16 protein-coding genes are annotated in these 14,608 nt (G+C 56.5%); 11 read left to right on the top strand and 5 right to left on the bottom strand.

Annotated elements, in window-relative coordinates:
- Window positions 1-177: 177 nt before the first annotated feature.
- Complete coding sequence (locus tag RT197_RS10900) at window positions 178-396, top strand: DUF2754 domain-containing protein (RefSeq protein WP_312950278.1); 219 nt, start codon at window positions 178-180, stop codon at window positions 394-396.
- Here the strand turns inward: RT197_RS10900 and ddlA are convergent.
- Window positions 393-1,493: a D-alanine--D-alanine ligase gene (gene ddlA, locus RT197_RS10895; protein WP_312950275.1), complete on the bottom strand. Its 1,101-nt coding sequence runs from the start codon at window positions 1,491-1,493 to the stop codon at window positions 393-395. The genes RT197_RS10900 and ddlA overlap by 4 nt on opposite strands.
- A 97-nt stretch (window positions 1,494-1,590) precedes the next feature.
- On the opposite strand from ddlA, the gene RT197_RS10890 reads away from it, so the two are divergent.
- The 4 genes from RT197_RS10890 to psiF all read left to right on the top strand — a co-directional run bounded on the left by RT197_RS10890 (window position 1,591) and on the right by psiF (window position 4,446).
- Window positions 1,591-2,274, top strand: coding sequence for an extensin family protein (locus tag RT197_RS10890; protein WP_312950272.1), 684 nt, complete (start codon window positions 1,591-1,593; stop codon window positions 2,272-2,274).
- A gap of 106 nt (window positions 2,275-2,380) precedes the next feature.
- Window positions 2,381-3,583 (top strand): multidrug efflux MFS transporter, encoded by a 1,203-nt coding sequence (locus RT197_RS10885; RefSeq protein ID WP_312950269.1) that lies wholly within the window; start codon window positions 2,381-2,383, stop codon window positions 3,581-3,583.
- Between the two features lie 166 nt (window positions 3,584-3,749).
- Entirely contained in the window at window positions 3,750-4,010 is a 261-nt protein-coding gene (gene iraP, locus RT197_RS10880) for an anti-adapter protein IraP (RefSeq protein ID WP_312950268.1), read from the top strand.
- 115 nt (window positions 4,011-4,125) lie between these two features.
- Entirely contained in the window at window positions 4,126-4,446 is a 321-nt protein-coding gene (gene psiF / locus RT197_RS10875; RefSeq protein ID WP_312950266.1) for a phosphate starvation-inducible protein PsiF, read from the top strand.
- A gap of 41 nt (window positions 4,447-4,487) precedes the next feature.
- On the opposite strand, the gene proC is transcribed toward psiF, so the two are convergent.
- Window positions 4,488-5,297 carry a pyrroline-5-carboxylate reductase gene (proC, locus tag RT197_RS10870; RefSeq protein ID WP_312950263.1) on the bottom strand — a complete coding sequence of 270 codons (810 nt, stop codon included), beginning with the start codon at window positions 5,295-5,297 and terminating at the stop codon, window positions 4,488-4,490.
- Window positions 5,298-5,418: 121 nt separating this feature from the next.
- Here proC and RT197_RS10865 point away from each other — a divergent pair, with 121 nt between their 5' ends.
- From RT197_RS10865 to ppnP, 5 genes are all read left to right on the top strand, one after another.
- Window positions 5,419-5,868, top strand: a complete 450-nt coding sequence (locus tag RT197_RS10865; RefSeq protein ID WP_312950261.1) for a YaiI/YqxD family protein — start codon at window positions 5,419-5,421, stop codon at window positions 5,866-5,868.
- A 199-nt stretch (window positions 5,869-6,067) separates the two neighbouring features.
- Window positions 6,068-6,610: a shikimate kinase AroL gene (aroL, locus tag RT197_RS10860; protein ID WP_312950258.1), complete on the top strand. Its 543-nt coding sequence runs from the start codon at window positions 6,068-6,070 to the stop codon at window positions 6,608-6,610.
- Between the two features lie 28 nt (window positions 6,611-6,638).
- On the top strand, window positions 6,639-6,830 hold the full coding sequence (yaiA, locus tag RT197_RS10855) for a protein YaiA (protein ID WP_312950256.1): 192 nt from the start codon (window positions 6,639-6,641) through the stop codon (window positions 6,828-6,830).
- 225 nt (window positions 6,831-7,055) lie between these two features.
- Window positions 7,056-7,733, top strand: a complete 678-nt coding sequence (locus RT197_RS10850) for an AroM family protein (protein WP_312950253.1) — start codon at window positions 7,056-7,058, stop codon at window positions 7,731-7,733.
- 96 nt (window positions 7,734-7,829) lie between these two features.
- On the top strand, window positions 7,830-8,114 hold the full coding sequence (gene ppnP, locus RT197_RS10845; protein WP_312950252.1) for a pyrimidine/purine nucleoside phosphorylase: 285 nt from the start codon (window positions 7,830-7,832) through the stop codon (window positions 8,112-8,114).
- 42 nt (window positions 8,115-8,156) lie between these two features.
- On the opposite strand, the gene rdgC is transcribed toward ppnP, so the two are convergent.
- The gene (gene rdgC, locus RT197_RS10840; protein WP_312950249.1) at window positions 8,157-9,068 is read right to left on the bottom strand and encodes a recombination-associated protein RdgC; all 912 of its coding nucleotides are present in this window, start codon (window positions 9,066-9,068) and stop codon (window positions 8,157-8,159) included.
- Between the two features lie 124 nt (window positions 9,069-9,192).
- On the opposite strand from rdgC, the gene mak reads away from it, so the two are divergent.
- On the top strand, window positions 9,193-10,104 hold the full coding sequence (gene mak / locus RT197_RS10835; RefSeq protein ID WP_312950246.1) for a fructokinase: 912 nt from the start codon (window positions 9,193-9,195) through the stop codon (window positions 10,102-10,104).
- Between the two features lie 34 nt (window positions 10,105-10,138).
- On the opposite strand, the gene sbcC is transcribed toward mak, so the two are convergent.
- Together sbcC and sbcD are read right to left on the bottom strand one after the other, a co-directional pair.
- Window positions 10,139-13,279, bottom strand: coding sequence for an exonuclease subunit SbcC (gene sbcC / locus RT197_RS10830; protein WP_312950243.1), 3,141 nt, complete (start codon window positions 13,277-13,279; stop codon window positions 10,139-10,141).
- Window positions 13,276-14,481, bottom strand: a complete 1,206-nt coding sequence (gene sbcD, locus RT197_RS10825; RefSeq protein ID WP_312950240.1) for an exonuclease subunit SbcD — start codon at window positions 14,479-14,481, stop codon at window positions 13,276-13,278. Before sbcD ends, sbcC begins: the two co-directional genes overlap by 4 nt.
- Window positions 14,482-14,608: the final 127 nt, after the last annotated feature.

Here is a 14,608-nt window from a genome sequence, read left to right as displayed (position 1 = left end):
GTCAATATCGGATTCATGGTAAATTCAGCGCAAGAATTCTCCTGGTTACATAAGTTAGACTTATGTCACAAATTGTTAACTAATATTTAACTTTGACGGGTTTCAGATTTTCCGCAGACCGCACAGACGACGGGTGGAAAATATGCGAGGATGAGTTTTTATGTTGTCGGAGTTGTCATGAAGCTGCCTGGAAAAATCCGCCGTGACTGGCACTATTATGCGTTTGCCATTGGCCTGATCTTTATTCTGAACGGGGTGGTGGGATTATTGGGCTTTGAAGCTAAAGGCTGGCAGACCTATGCCGTTGGGCTGGTGACCTGGGTAATAAGCTTCTGGCTTGCCGGATTAATTATTCGCCGCCGCCCGGAAGAGGCAGCGGCGAACGAAGCCGATTAATGGGATATCGTGCGGGTTAAGCTGGCGTTGGCCTGATGCCGCTCCAGCGCCAGTTCAATCAGACGGGTGATCAGATCGGTATAGCCCAGTCCGCTTGCCTGCCATAGTTTTGGATACATGCTGATATTGGTAAAGCCGGGCAGGGTGTTGATTTCATTGATCACCACCTCGTTGCTGTCCGTCAGAAATACATCCACTCGCGCCATCCCGCTACAGCCCAGCGTCTGATAGGCCTGAATGGCAATGTGGCGGATATTATCGTTAACGGCGGCGTCAATCGCCGCGGGCACCACGACCTGTGCGCCAACATCGTCAATATATTTTGTGTCGTAGGCATAAAACTCGCTGTTCAGCACAATTTCACCGCAGGTGCTGGCTTGCGGATAATCATTACCCAGCACGGCACATTCAATTTCGCGACCTTTAATTCCCTGCTCCACCACCACTTTATGGTCGAACTCAAAGGCCAGCGCGACGGCCTGCTGATACTGCGCCTCACTGGTGACTTTGCTGACGCCGACCGACGAGCCCTGATTGGCCGGTTTCACAAACAGCGGCAGACCGAGACGGGCTTCCACGTCGGCAAACGTCAGACTGTGACGGTTGGCGCGGGTAAGGGTGATGAAAGGGGCAATCGCCAGCCCGGCATCGCGCAGCAGACGTTTAGTCACATCTTTATCCATGCAGGCGGCCGATCCCAGCACGTCCGAGCCGACAAAAGGCACATTCGCCATCCGCAGAAGTCCCTGAAGCGATCCGTCTTCACCCAGCGTGCCGTGAACAATCGGAAAAATAACGTCAATGTTTGCCAACGGCTGGCCGCTGTCGGCGTCAATAAATTGCTGAACGGGTTTACCGGGAACATGGGCGAGGGTGGAGGCTGACGGAGCCAGCGCGATATGCGCGGGATCGTGCGCGTTGAGCAGATAGTGGCTTTCGTCATTAATATGCCAGCCGCCCTGCTTATCAATGCCCAGAAGGACAACCTCAAATCGTGATTTATCAATTGCTTCTACGATATTTTTTGCCGACTGCAACGACACTTCGTGCTCTGCTGATTTACCGCCAAAAACGATACCCACCCGCAACTTAGCCATTTCCACACTGTTTCCTGGTAAACGTAAAACACATAACATATCACGTCAAAATCGCCCCTTCTGCCATAATCTTAAGTAATTCGACAAAGGGGGTGCAGTGAAAGGAAAAGGTGTAATCGTCTTCGCGCTGCTGGTCGGCGCGGCGTGGCTGGGCTACCGCTCTCTGCCGCCGTACTATAATCCTTTTGCGCCTCTTCAGCTTAGCGATCCGCCGGGGCGGATCACGCAGTTCAAGCTACGCCGCCTTTCTGCCGAACAGTGCCAGGCGCTGCTGGCAGAGGCCAATCAGCGCCATCTTATTACCAGCCAGAAGGTCGCCGACAGCGCGGGGGCGTGTCCGCTAACCAACGTGGTCAGAGTCCGTGACTTCGGCGATGTCCGCTTAAGCAGCAGTTTTCTTGCCAGTTGCCCGCTGGCGCTCAGTAGCGCACTGTTTGTTGAGCAGCAGGCTAAACCGCTCGCGCAGCAGCTTATGGGCAGCCCCCTGCGGCAGATCGATCACTTTGGCAGCTACGCCTGCCGCAATATTTATCATCGTGAGAATGCACGCCTGAGTGAACATGCCACCGCCGATGCGCTGGATATCAGCGCCTTTCGCTTCGCCAACGGCAAAAGCGTAACGGTGCTGAAAGGCTGGCCGCGCCCGGAAACACAGCCTTTTTTGCGGGCGCTGCTCGCCAGCAGCTGCAACTATTACGGTAACGGGTTAGGGCCGGAATATAACGCGGCTCACGCCAATCATTTCCATCTGGGGATGCGCGGTTACGGCCTGTGTCGTTAAACCGGTAACAACAAAAAATGGATAAATACATGTCCGGTTCGGACAGCAGGGAGAGAAATTGTTAATCTAAGCGCGCTAAGTAAATCCTTAATCAATATGACGGTCTATGGAATCCTGGAAAGTTAATCTTATTTCCGTATGGTTTGGCTGCTTTTTTACGGGGCTGGCAATCAGCCAAATCCTGCCATTCCTGCCGCTTTATGTTTCCCAGCTCGGCGTCACCTCGCACGAGGCGTTGTCGATGTGGTCGGGACTGACCTTCAGCGTGACGTTTCTGGTTTCGGCGATTGTCTCGCCGATGTGGGGCAGCCTCGCCGACCGTAAAGGCCGTAAGCTTATGCTTCTGCGCGCCTCGCTGGGCATGGCGATTGCGATCCTGCTTCAGGCGTTTGCGACTAACGTCTGGCAGCTATTTTTTCTGCGTGCGGTGATGGGATTAACCTCCGGCTATATTCCTAACGCGATGGCGCTGGTGGCCTCGCAGGTGCCGCGCGAGCGGAGCGGCTGGGCCTTAAGCACGCTTTCCACGGCGCAAATCAGCGGGGTTATTGGTGGGCCGCTGCTCGGCGGGTTTCTGGCGGATCACGTTGGCCTGCGCGCGGTTTTCTTCATTACCGCCCTGCTGCTGACGGTGAGTTTCCTGGTCACGCTGTTTCTGATTAAAGAGGGCGTCAGACCGCAGGTAAGCAAAGCCGACCGACTGACCGGCAAAGCGGTATTTGCGACCCTGCCTTATCCGGGACTGGTGATCAGCCTGTTTGTCACCACGATGGTGATCCAGCTGTGTAATGGTTCGGTCGGTCCTGTTCTCGCGCTGTTTATCAAAGCGATGAGCCCTGACAGCGATAATATTGCTTTTTTAAGCGGCATGATCGCCGCTGTTCCCGGTGTTTCGGCGCTGATTTCCGCGCCACGCCTCGGCAAGCTCGGCGACCGCATTGGCACCGGGCGAATTCTGGTGGCAACGCTCGCTCTGGCGGTGGTGATCTTTTTCGCCATGTCTTTTGTCACCTCTCCACTTCAGTTAGGTATCCTGCGTTTTATGCTCGGTTTTGCCGACGGAGCCATGCTTCCGGCGGTGCAAACGCTGCTGCTGAAATATTGCAGCGACCAGGTGACCGGACGTATTTTCGGTTATAACCAGTCCTTTATGTATATGGGAAATGTCGCAGGGCCACTGATGGGCGCGTCCGTCTCTGCCGTGGCAGGTTTTCGCTGGGTGTTTGTCGCCACGGCAATCGTGGTACTGATTAATCTCTGGCAACTGGTGATTATGCTGCGCCGCACCCCGCAGACCAAAGCACGATAAATGTGGGCGATCTTATCCGCCCGATAATATTGCTTTTAGCCGTGCTTAATTATGCTGAAGCGATTATTTATATGATGCGCACGATCTTGAAAAAAAGAAGGCTATCCTGTATTTAGTATTCTCGTTAACAGCATGTTAAACCAGTATTCATTAAGGGTGTTACGCCATGAAAAATCTTATTGCCGAATTGCTGGTCAAGCTGGGAGAAAAGGAAGAGGAATCCAAGGAACTGCTGGCGCAGGTTGAAGCGCTGGAAATCGTCGTCACGGCGCTGGTACGCCATATGGCACAAGAGGAACAGCAACGGCTTATCGAAGGCATCGAAACCGCGATGGCCAGTGCCCGGCCCGATTTACATGTCCCTGATAACGACAGCCAGCTTTTGCATCAGTATATTAAAAAACTCCTCCGTCATCCTCGCCATTAACCCGCAATATTCACCGAAAGGTGTTCTTCTGTCCTGACGAAATTTGCTGCATCAGGTGGTTTTTTTAGCCGCAGAGACCAGACTTAAGATGAACAACTTACTGAAGGACAGAATAATGAAAATAATAGTGCTGGTAACCCTGGTGTTTGGCATGATCTTTCTTTCAACGGTCGGTGCGGCGGAAAAAACGCTGACGCCGCAACAGCAACGGATGGCCACCTGTAATCAACAGGCCAAAGAGAAAACGTTGAAAGGGGACGAGCGGAAAAGTTATATGAGCGAGTGTCTGAAAGGCAATAAAGCGTCTGACGATAAGAAAGGACTGACCCCGCAGCAGCTTAAAATGCGCGACTGTAGTTCGCAGGCCACGCAACAATCGCTGAAAGGCGAAGACCGCAGTAAATTTATGAGCGGCTGCCTGAAAAAAACCGCCTGAATATAACGGGTGAGGGCAAATGCGCCTCACCCGTTATTTCATCAGGATTTACTGAGCTTGTCTGATTTTTCCATGCACTTGCTCATCGCCTCAATGACCGCTGCACGAAAACCGCGCTCTTCCAGTACGCGCACGGCTTCAATGGTCGTCCCGCCGGGCGAACAGACCATATCTTTCAGCTCGCCGGGATGTTTACCCGTCTCAAGCACCATCTTCGCCGATCCCATTACCGCCTGAGCCGCAAATTTATACGCCTGCGCGCGCGGCATTCCGCCGAGGACGGCGGCATCCGCCATCGCTTCGATAAACATAAACACATAGGCGGGGGCGGAGCCGCTCACGCCGACGACCGGATGGATCATGGCTTCACTTACCACCTCGGCCTCGCCGAAGCAGCGGAAAATATCCAGCGCCAGCTGCGTCTCTTCCGGCGTCACCAGCGCGTTTGGCGTCAGCGAGGTCATCCCCGCATTGACCAGCGAAGGCGTATTCGGCATGGCGCGAATAATCTTGCGATCGTGGCCCAGCGCGGTCGCCAGTTGCGCCAGGGTCACGCCCGCCGCAATCGAAATGACCAGCGACTCTTTATTAAAGCTCGACGCAATATCGTTGAGGGTTTTCACCATAATGCCTGGCTTGACCGCACCAAAAACAATGTCTGCCGCCTGAGCGACTTCCTGCGCGCTTTGCGCGCCCTTCACGCCGTACTGCTCATGCAGGGCGCGGACGTTTTCCGGTGAGGGGGTATAGACCCAGATGTTTTCCGGCTGTACCTGGCCGCTGGCGATCAGGCCACCGAGGATCGCTTTACCCATGTTTCCGCAGCCGATAAAACCAATTTTTTTTTCCATCACCCTTCTCCGCGTGTATTTTGTCTGGGCGATAAGCTTAACGCGGATTATTCTTCAGGGCTAAAGCTTCCTGCGTATTGTCCGCAGGCCGCGCCGTGTAAAGTGATAAACAGGAGCCACGATGGCCATTTGGGTAGATGCGGACGCCTGTCCGAACGTCATAAAAGAGATTTTGTTCCGCGCCGCCGAGCGCACGCAGACCACGCTGACGCTGGTGGCGAATCAGACGTTGCGTGTGCCGCCGTCGCGGGTGATCCGCACGCTGCGCGTTGAAAGCGGTTTTGATGTGGCCGATAACGAAATTGTCCGTCTGTGTGAGGCGGGGGATTTAGTGATCACGGCGGACATCCCGCTGGCGGCGGAAGTTATTGCCAAAGGCGCGGCGGCGTTAAATCCGCGCGGCGAGCGTTACACGGAGGCGACCATCCGCGAGCGCCTGACCATGCGCGATTTTATGGATACCCTGCGCGCCAGCGGCATCCAGACCGGCGGGCCGGACAGCCTGACCCAGCGCGACCGCCAGCGTTTTGCGGCCGAGCTGGATAAATGGCTGCTGCAACAGGCGAAATAATCCTTGCAGGCCAGCCAGCGGCAAACCATTATGCAAGAATATGTTTACACTCCTTGGTTGCGTTGCTGCCGTAAATCGGCGCTTATAAATGCATCGTAACGAAAAATTTACAGATATTATTGTACTCGCTTGATAGTATAGCCTCTCATTGCGCGACAACTACTTTACCGCTTTGCGGCATCTGGGGGATTTCCGATCTATGACGCAACCCGTTTTCTTCATTGGCCCACGCGGCTGCGGCAAAACCACCGTCGGCCAGGCGCTGGCACGAGAGCAAAACTGGGATTTTGTTGATACCGACCACTGGTTACAGGAACGGGCGCAAATGAACGTGGCGGCGATAGTCGAAAAAGAAGGCTGGGAAGGATTCCGCGCCAGAGAAACACAGGCGCTCCAGAGCGTTGCCGCGCCATCAACCGTGGTGGCAACCGGCGGCGGCATGGTGCTGGCCGACGTGAATCGCCACTTTATGCGCGAAGCAGGACGGGTTATTTACCTGCGCGCACCGGTGTCGGTGCTGGCGGCGCGGCTGGAGGCGTTTCCCGAAGAGGGTCAGCGTCCGGCTCTGACCGGCAAACCGCTGGGTGAAGAAATCCGCGACGTGCTGGCGGAACGCGAAGCGCTGTACAGCGAAACCGCACATTATATTATCGACGCCGCGCAGCCTCTGGAGAGGATTATCGCCGACGTGCTGGCAGTGTTAAGCACGCCCGCGTCATCCGGCCTGCGTCTATACTCATAGTTCTGATAGCGAGCAATGAGGAACAACTATGCCAACGAAACCTCCATACCCACGTGAAGCACGTATCGTCGCCGTTGAGAAAGGGGCTGATAATCAAACGGTCACCTGGTATCAGCTTCGTGCCGATCATCCCGAGCCAGATTCGCTGATTAGCGAACACAACACCGAGCAGGAAGCGCTGGATGCTAAACGGCGCTATGAAGATCCCGATAAAAGTTAGGATCTCAATAAATTCCTAAACCCTGCATAACTGGCGGTACATCACGTTTTTCAACTATGGAAAATGCTAACAAACCGCTAGTATCAATTTTTAAGACAGGTTCTGGAATTTACAGGTATTTAATCGCTCATCTCCCGCGTGCTGATGAGCGTTTATTTTCACCCAATGTGCGTGTAGCAAATCTGTAGTCGTTATGCAGTAATAGCAGTGAATAAGGTGACAGAAATGAGTGCGACTCTGGCAATGTTAACAATCGGCGTAGTTCCCATTCGTGAAGTCTTGCCGCTACTAACTGAACATATCAGCGAAGATCAAATTACGCATATCAGCCTGCTCGGTAAAATGTCGCGCGAGGACGTCATGGAAGATTACGCCGTGGAGCCGGGAGAAGAAGCCCTGCTGACGATGCTTAGCGACCTCCAGCCCGCCGAGGTTTCCCGCTCTAAAGTCGAACGTGATTTACAGTCGGTGATTGAGGTGCTTGATAACCAGGGCTACGACGTCATCATTCTGATGAGCACCGCGCAGATTATCGGTATGAAAGCGCACAACGCCATCCTTCTCGAACCGCTACGTATTATTCCTCCGCTGGTCGCCTCCATTGTCGACGGGCATCAGGTGGGAGTCATTGTGCCGATGGAAGAACTGATCGCGACGCAACGAATCAAATGGCAGGTGCTGGAACATCCGCCGCTTTACTCGCTCGCCCATCCTCTCTATTCCTCTGAAGAAGAACTGATTGCCGCCGGGAAAGAACTGATCGATCGCGGGGCGGATGTTCTGATGCTCGACTGCCTGGGCTTTTACCAGCGCCATCGCGATCTGCTGCAAAAGGCGCTCGACGTGCCGGTATTGCTCTCAAACGTGCTGATCACCCGCCTGGCCTCCGAGCTACTGGTCTAAGCGCTACCGCCAGGGGGCCAAAGGTTAATTTTGCGTGACAGGCAGGGAGCCTGCCCCCTATATTGATGACTTTCCAGCATAAAAAAGGGGTCTGTCATGCTTCAGAGTAACGAGTATTTTTCAGGAAAAGTGAAATCGATCGGCTTTACCAGCAGCAGCACCGGTCGCGCCAGCGTGGGCGTGATGGCCCAGGGGGAATATACCTTTGGCACAGCCGATCCTGAAGAAATGACCGTGGTCAGCGGCGCGTTGAACGTGCTGTTGCCGGGTGAAACGGAATGGAAAGTTTATGCTGCCGGGCAGGTTTTCAATGTGCCGGGACACAGTGAATTTCATTTGCAGGTCGCCGAGCCGACGTCTTATCTTTGCCGCTACCTGTAACGCGTTGCGTTCCCTCTCCGTGGCGGAGAGGGAAACCGGCGATTAGCGCTGGGCTTCGCCGCCCAGACCTTCCACCAGACCTTTAATCAGCGCTGCCAGCTCACCGGTCATCAGGGTGAAGTCGGCATCAAAACGCTGGGCTACGTTTTCCCGCTCAATATCATCGTTTTGATCGCGCAGTTCATCGGCGAATTTCAGGCGCTTAATTGAGCCATCGTCGCAGACCATAAACTGAATGCGCTGCTGCCAGTCCAGCGCCAGCTTAGTGACCACTTTACCCGCTTCGATATGCACGGCGATTTCATCGCTCACCAGATCCTGTTTTTTCGCGCGGATCACGCCGCCGTCTTCCAGCATCGCTTTCAGTTCGGCTTCGTCCAGCAGTTGAAAACCCTGCGCTGCGCTGCCGGAACGTACCCATTCGGTCAGCGTCAGCTCAATCGGGGTTTCCAGCGTCAGCGGCACCACCGGCAGCGAACCGAGGCTTTTGCGCAGCAGGGCCAGCGTATCTTCCGCTTTTTTAGCGCTGGCGCAGTCCACGATGATCAGATCGTTGACGGTATCGATCCACATCATCGTCTGGTTAAAACGGCTGAAGGCGCGCGGCAGCAGGGAATGCAGGACTTCATCTTTCAGCGAATCTTTTTCGGTTTTTTTCAGCTTGCGACCCTGGTCGGCTTCCAGCTTGAAAATTTTTGCTTCCAGCGCCTGCTTGATGACTGGCGACGGCAGGATTTTTTCTTCTTTACGTGCGCAAATAACAATCTGACCGTTAACTTCGTGGGTGAAGGCGTCGCTCTGTGAGCCCATCGGCGGCACCCAGCCGGTCTTCGCCATATCCTGGCTACCGCAGGGCGTGAATGAAAATTCCGCGAGCTGTTTCTCCATCTCTTCCACACGCAGAGAGATATCGCGGCTAAGACGGTAAACCATTAAATTTTTGAACCACAGCATGACAATTTCCACGAGGTTGTTGTTAAATCCAGCGGGCATGATAGCGAATTGTCGCTGTGCTTGCATTGCTAATCAGGAAGGGCAGTTTTACTCTTTGATATTCAGCGAGATTGAGGAGAAGAGTATGCGGATAGGGATTGATTTAGGCGGCACTAAAACGGAAGTTATTGCGCTGGGTGAGGAGGGCGAACAGCGATTTCGTCATCGTTTACCGACGCCGCGTGATGATTACGCGCAGACCATCGAGACTATCGCCACCCTGGTGGCGATGGCAGAAAAGGCCACTGGCGAAAGTGGCACGGTGGGCGTCGGTATTCCCGGCTCCCTTTCTTCTTTCAGCGGAGTGGTGAAAAATGCGAACTCCACCTGGCTGAACGGTCAGCCTTTCGACCGGGATTTGAGCGCGCGCCTTGAGCGCGACGTTCGCCTCGCTAACGATGCCAACTGCCTGGCCGTTTCCGAAGCGGTGGACGGCGCGGCGGCCGGGGCGCAAACCGTATTCGCGGTGATTATTGGCACTGGCTGCGGCGCAGGCGTAGCGCTGAACGGTCGTGCGCACATCGGCGGCAACGGCACGGCGGGCGAGTGGGGGCATAACCCGCTGCCGTGGATGGATGAAGATGAACTGCGCTACCGGGAGGAAGTTCCGTGCTATTGCGGGAAGCAGGGCTGCATCGAAACCTTTATTTCAGGAACCGGTTTTGCCAGAGACTATCAGCGCTTAAGTCATAAGTCGCTGAAGGGCAATGAAATCATCCGTCTGGTTGAAGAGCAGGACCCGCTGGCCGAGCTGGCACTCAGCCGCTATGAACTGCGGCTGGCAAAATCGCTAAGCCACGTCATTAATATTCTCGACCCGGACGTCATCGTGCTGGGCGGCGGCATGAGCAACGTCGACAGGCTGTATAAAACGGTGCCGCAGCAGGTGAAAAACTGGGTGTTCGGCGGCGAGTGTGAAACGCCGATCCGTAAAGCGGTCCACGGCGACTCCAGCGGCGTGCGCGGTGCCGCGTGGCTGTGGCCGCAGGAAAAATAATGCTTCCGCCCGGCACCCGGTGCCGGGCCTTTGATTATTTCACCGCAAAGGCGCTGTCCAGCTTGCTGTAGCCCAGCCCGTTGACCTTCTTCACTTTGATCTGCACCGGGATCCGTTCTTTCATCGCTTCTACGTGGCTTATCACGCCAATCGTTTTGCCGGTGGCGTTGAGCGCGTCGAGCGCATCCAGCGCGGCGTCCAGCGTTTCGCTATCCAGCGTGCCGAAACCTTCATCAAGAAATAACGAATCAATCCGCGTTTTATGACTGACCAGATCGGACAGCGCCAGCGCCAGCGCGAGGCTCACGAGGAAACTTTCGCCGCCGGACAAGGTGCGGGTATCGCGCTCGGCATCCGCCTGCCAGGTATCAACCACTTCCAGCTCCAGCGCTTCGCTGATTTTGCGCTTAAGCAGGTAGCGTCCGTGAAGACGGTTAAGCTGCTTATTCGCCAGCCAGACCAGATTATCCAGCGTCAGTCCCTGAGCAAATTTGCGGAACTTGTCGCCCTCGCGCGAGCCAATCAGACCGTTCAGCACGCTCCAGTCTTCCAGTTCCCGCGCCGCCTGTGCAATCTGCTGCATCAGCGCCTGCTGGTGCTGGCGGTTGTCCGCGTCCTGTTTTAACTGCTGGCGGATTTCCCCCAGCTGCGAGCTGATTTCCCGCAGGCGCTGCGTGTGCTGCTCCAGCACCTGGCGGATCTGCGCCACATTGTGCTCCGCCGTCAGCCCTTCAGGTAACTGCTGCTGATGGGCTGCAAGCTGGTTTTGCGCCTGGGCCGCCAGCGCCTGAGTTTGCTGGAGCTGGCTTTCGAGCTTCTGCTTAAAGGCGTCCAGTTGCTGGCGGACGGACTCATCAAGCAGCGCGGCCTGAAATGCCTCCAGGTCGGCAAACTGGCTGTTGCCAAGCGCCGTAGTAAATTGCGCCTGCGCCTGTTCCAGCCGCGATTTCTCCAGCGTTTCCTGCTGCTGGAGCGTTTGCCATTGGCTGTGCAATTTGACGCAATCGTCGTGCGCGCTGCGCCAACCGTCCAGCGCCACCGGCTCACCGGAGAGGGGAATAGTGTCTTGCGGGAGTGTCTCCAGCAGCGGTGTCACCTGCGCCAGCGCTTCCTGAACGGTGGTCAGCTGCGTCTGGTGGTTTTGCCACGCCAGCGCCTCTTCTTCGCGCGCGCTCAGCCATGCTGATTCGCTGCCCGCTTCAGGGTATTCCAGCGCCATCGCGCGCAGCGCAATCGCAAGCGTGGCACGCTGGTCGGCTATCTGCTGCTGATACTCGGTTATCTGGTGCTGAACATCAGCAATCTGCTTCTCCAGATTCTGCCGCTGGCTGAGCTGGTAAAGCTGCTGCTCGTAGCGATCCTGTTCGTTTTGCCACGGCGTGATATCTTCCGTCGGTTGCAGCGCCACGTTAAGCGTTGCGCCAAGCTCCCGCCATTCCAGAGTGAGCGCTTGCTCCTCTTCGGCGAGCGTGCGGACCTCGCTTTCATCACGCTGCTGCTGGCGGATCAGCGCTTCCTGCTGCCCGCGCAGTTTGCCGCCTTCGTCGGTCAGCGATTTAACCTCTTTTTCCAGCGCCTCCAGCCGGGCCTGATTCACCCCTGGCTCCAGCGCCTGATAGTGGGCGACGGACGGATGCGAGGTGGAGCCGCACAGCGGACACGGCTGCCCGGCCTGCAACAGCGCGCGCTGGCCTTCCAGATCCTTAATCCGCGCTTCCTGCTGGCAGAGGGTGCGCACGTCAGTCAGATGCTGATGCTTATCCTTATACTGCTGGCGCAGGCGGGCCAGCGCCTCGTTCAGCGTGGTTTGTTCATTTTGCCCGGTCTGTACGCTCTGGCGGAGCTGCTGCAAACGCGCATTCAGTGGCGCGAACCGTGCGTGCAGCGCGCCCAGCCGTTGACGCTGCGCACGCTGTGCGGCATGGCGCGCGATTGCCTGACTGACAGCGTCCGGGGTCAGGTCCAGCGTCACCGCAGGCAGGGCCGCCAGCGCTTTCTGGTGGCCGCTCAGCTGCTGCTGTCGCTGTTGAAGCTGGGCGTTATCGCGCGCCTGCTGGCTGAACGCGTGCCGCCAGCCTGCCAGTTCGCTGCTCCATAAGCGGTAGCGTTCATGTTCGGTTAGCCACGCGGTCAGGGTGGTGCGGGTGAGGTGCAGCGCCACCGATTTTTGTTCTGCGCTGGCGCGGATCTGCGCGCGTCGGGCGATCGCGCTTTGTAAGCGAGTGTTCACTTCCTGCATCAGTCGCCGGGTCTGGTCGGCGGCGCTGGCGTACTCCTGGCAGCGGTTCCACAGCGGGCGTAACTGTTCGGCAGGCTGCGCCAGTTGCAGTGCGTTCAGCTGCGGCTGCGCCTCTGTCAGCGCCTGCCGGGCCTGGGTCAGCGCGGCCTGCGAGCGCTGCTGTTCCGCGTGCAGTTCCTGCTGGCGGACCAGCCAGTTTACGTGGGTCTGGGCCTGCGCGTGCTGGCGGGACTGCTGGCTTTCCTCGTCAGTGAGCGCCTGCAAACGTTGTTGCAGCGCCTGCTGTTGCTCGTCGCTGAGCAGCACCATGCCCGCCGCCTGCGCCTGCAACTTTTCCAGATCGGTACGGGCGACTTTATGTTTTTCAAACACCATTGCCGAGATTTGCCCGTAGATCTCGGTGCCGGTCAGCTCCTCCAGCAGCTCGGCGCGCTCTTTCGGTTTGGCATTCAGAAAGGCGGCGAATTGCCCCTGGGAGAGCAGCATGGAGCGGGTGAAACGTCCGTAATCCAGCCCGGTCAGGGTGGCGGTCAGCTCCAGCTTATCTTTGACTTTATCAGCAAGGATTTTGCCATCGGCGCAGCGTGCCAGCTCCACGCGGGGAGCCTGAAGGTTGCCGTCCGGCTGATTGCGCGCGCGGTTCTGGCTCCAGAAGGCGCGGTACGCCTCGCCTTTGACTTCAAATTCCACCTCCGCCAGACAGTCAGCGGTATCGCGGGTCATCAGATCATTTTGCGACTGCGACAGTGTGCTCAGCCGCGGGGTTTCGTGATACAGCGCGAGGCAGATGGCGTCCAGCAGGGTGGTTTTTCCCGCGCCGGTTGGACCGGTAATGGCAAACAGGCCGTTGCTGGCGAAAGGCTCGGCGGTAAAATCGATTTTCCACTCGCCCTTCAGCGAGTTAAGATTTTTCAGGCGCAGGCTGATAATTTTCATGCTTCATCCTCCCCGGCCATCGTTTCCAGCGTTTGCGCCAGCAGAGTAAACAGCCGTTGCTGCTGCGCCTCATCAAGATCTTCCTGCGCCAGACGACGGGCAAATACGTCTTCCACTTTCAGTTCGCTAAGCGTTTCGCGCAGTTCGCCATCCAGAATTCGCTGGCGCTGTTCCCGGCTACGGCGGACCAGCAGCACTTCGACCGGCAGTTCCTCCGCCAGCGCCTGAATACGCCGCTGCACATCATGCAAATACTCGCCGCCGCGGGTGATTTCAATATCCAGCCACACGGCGGGGCTGGCTGGCGCACCGCGCCATTGCTTAAGCTGTTGGCAAATGGCGGTAAAATCCCCTTTTATGACTGCCAGCGGCTGGGTGACGGGCACCTCAAGCGGCGTGACTTCTGCTAATTTCCCTCCGGCAAAGGTCACCAGATTCACGCTTTTGCTTTTACCGGTTTCATCAAAGCTCAGGGAGATGGGCGAGCCGCAGTAACGAATATGCTCGCTGGCGTTGATTTTTTGCGCCCGATGGATATGCCCCAGGGCGATGTAATCTGCCGGGGGAAAGTTTTGCGCCGGGAACGCGTCCAGCGTGCCAATATAAATATCGCGTACCGCGTCGCTTTTACTGGCCCCGACGGTGGTCAGGTGACCGCTGGCAATAATCGGCAGCGGTCGATCGCCCCGCAGTTCGCAGGCGAGCTGATACTGTTGCTGATAATAATCAGTGATGGCGGTCAGCAGGCGCTGAAGTTTCTGGCTGCCGGAATGCCCGGCCTGACTGGTGACCATATCGCGCGGACGCAGGAACGGCACCGGGCAGAAAACCGCGCCGGGCGTGCCGTCGCGTTGCAGCAAAATGTGCGGCTCGCTGCCCGCGCTGGCGACCACGGTCGTATTCAGGAAGGCGAGAATTTCGCGCGATTCATTCAGGGTGGCGACGGAATCGTGATTGCCCGCCAGCACCACCAGATGACAGCCGGTCTGTTGTAAATCGACAACAAAACGGTAATACAGCTCGCGGGCGTAGCTTGGCGGCGCACCGGTATCGAAAATATCGCCCGCCACAATAATGGCGTCCACCTGCTGCGCTTCGGCGGTTTGCAGCAGCCAGTCGAGAAAAGCTTTATGCTCGGCGGCACGGCTTTTACTGTAGAAGTTCTGGCCGAGATGCCAGTCTGAAGTATGAATGATGCGCATGTCGGTTCCGTGGCAAAAAAGCGTAGGGCGGATTATAAACCCTGCGGCAGGCGGGGGCGAAGTCTGTCTGTCATATAACGACTGGATGGATCACCTCATAGTCATTATTTTCATAAATCTGTCACAA

It is taken from the genome of Superficieibacter sp. (genome assembly GCF_032071645.1).
Lineage (GTDB): Bacteria > Pseudomonadota > Gammaproteobacteria > Enterobacterales > Enterobacteriaceae > Superficieibacter.
This window is presented reverse-complemented; position numbering and strand designations above follow the sequence as displayed.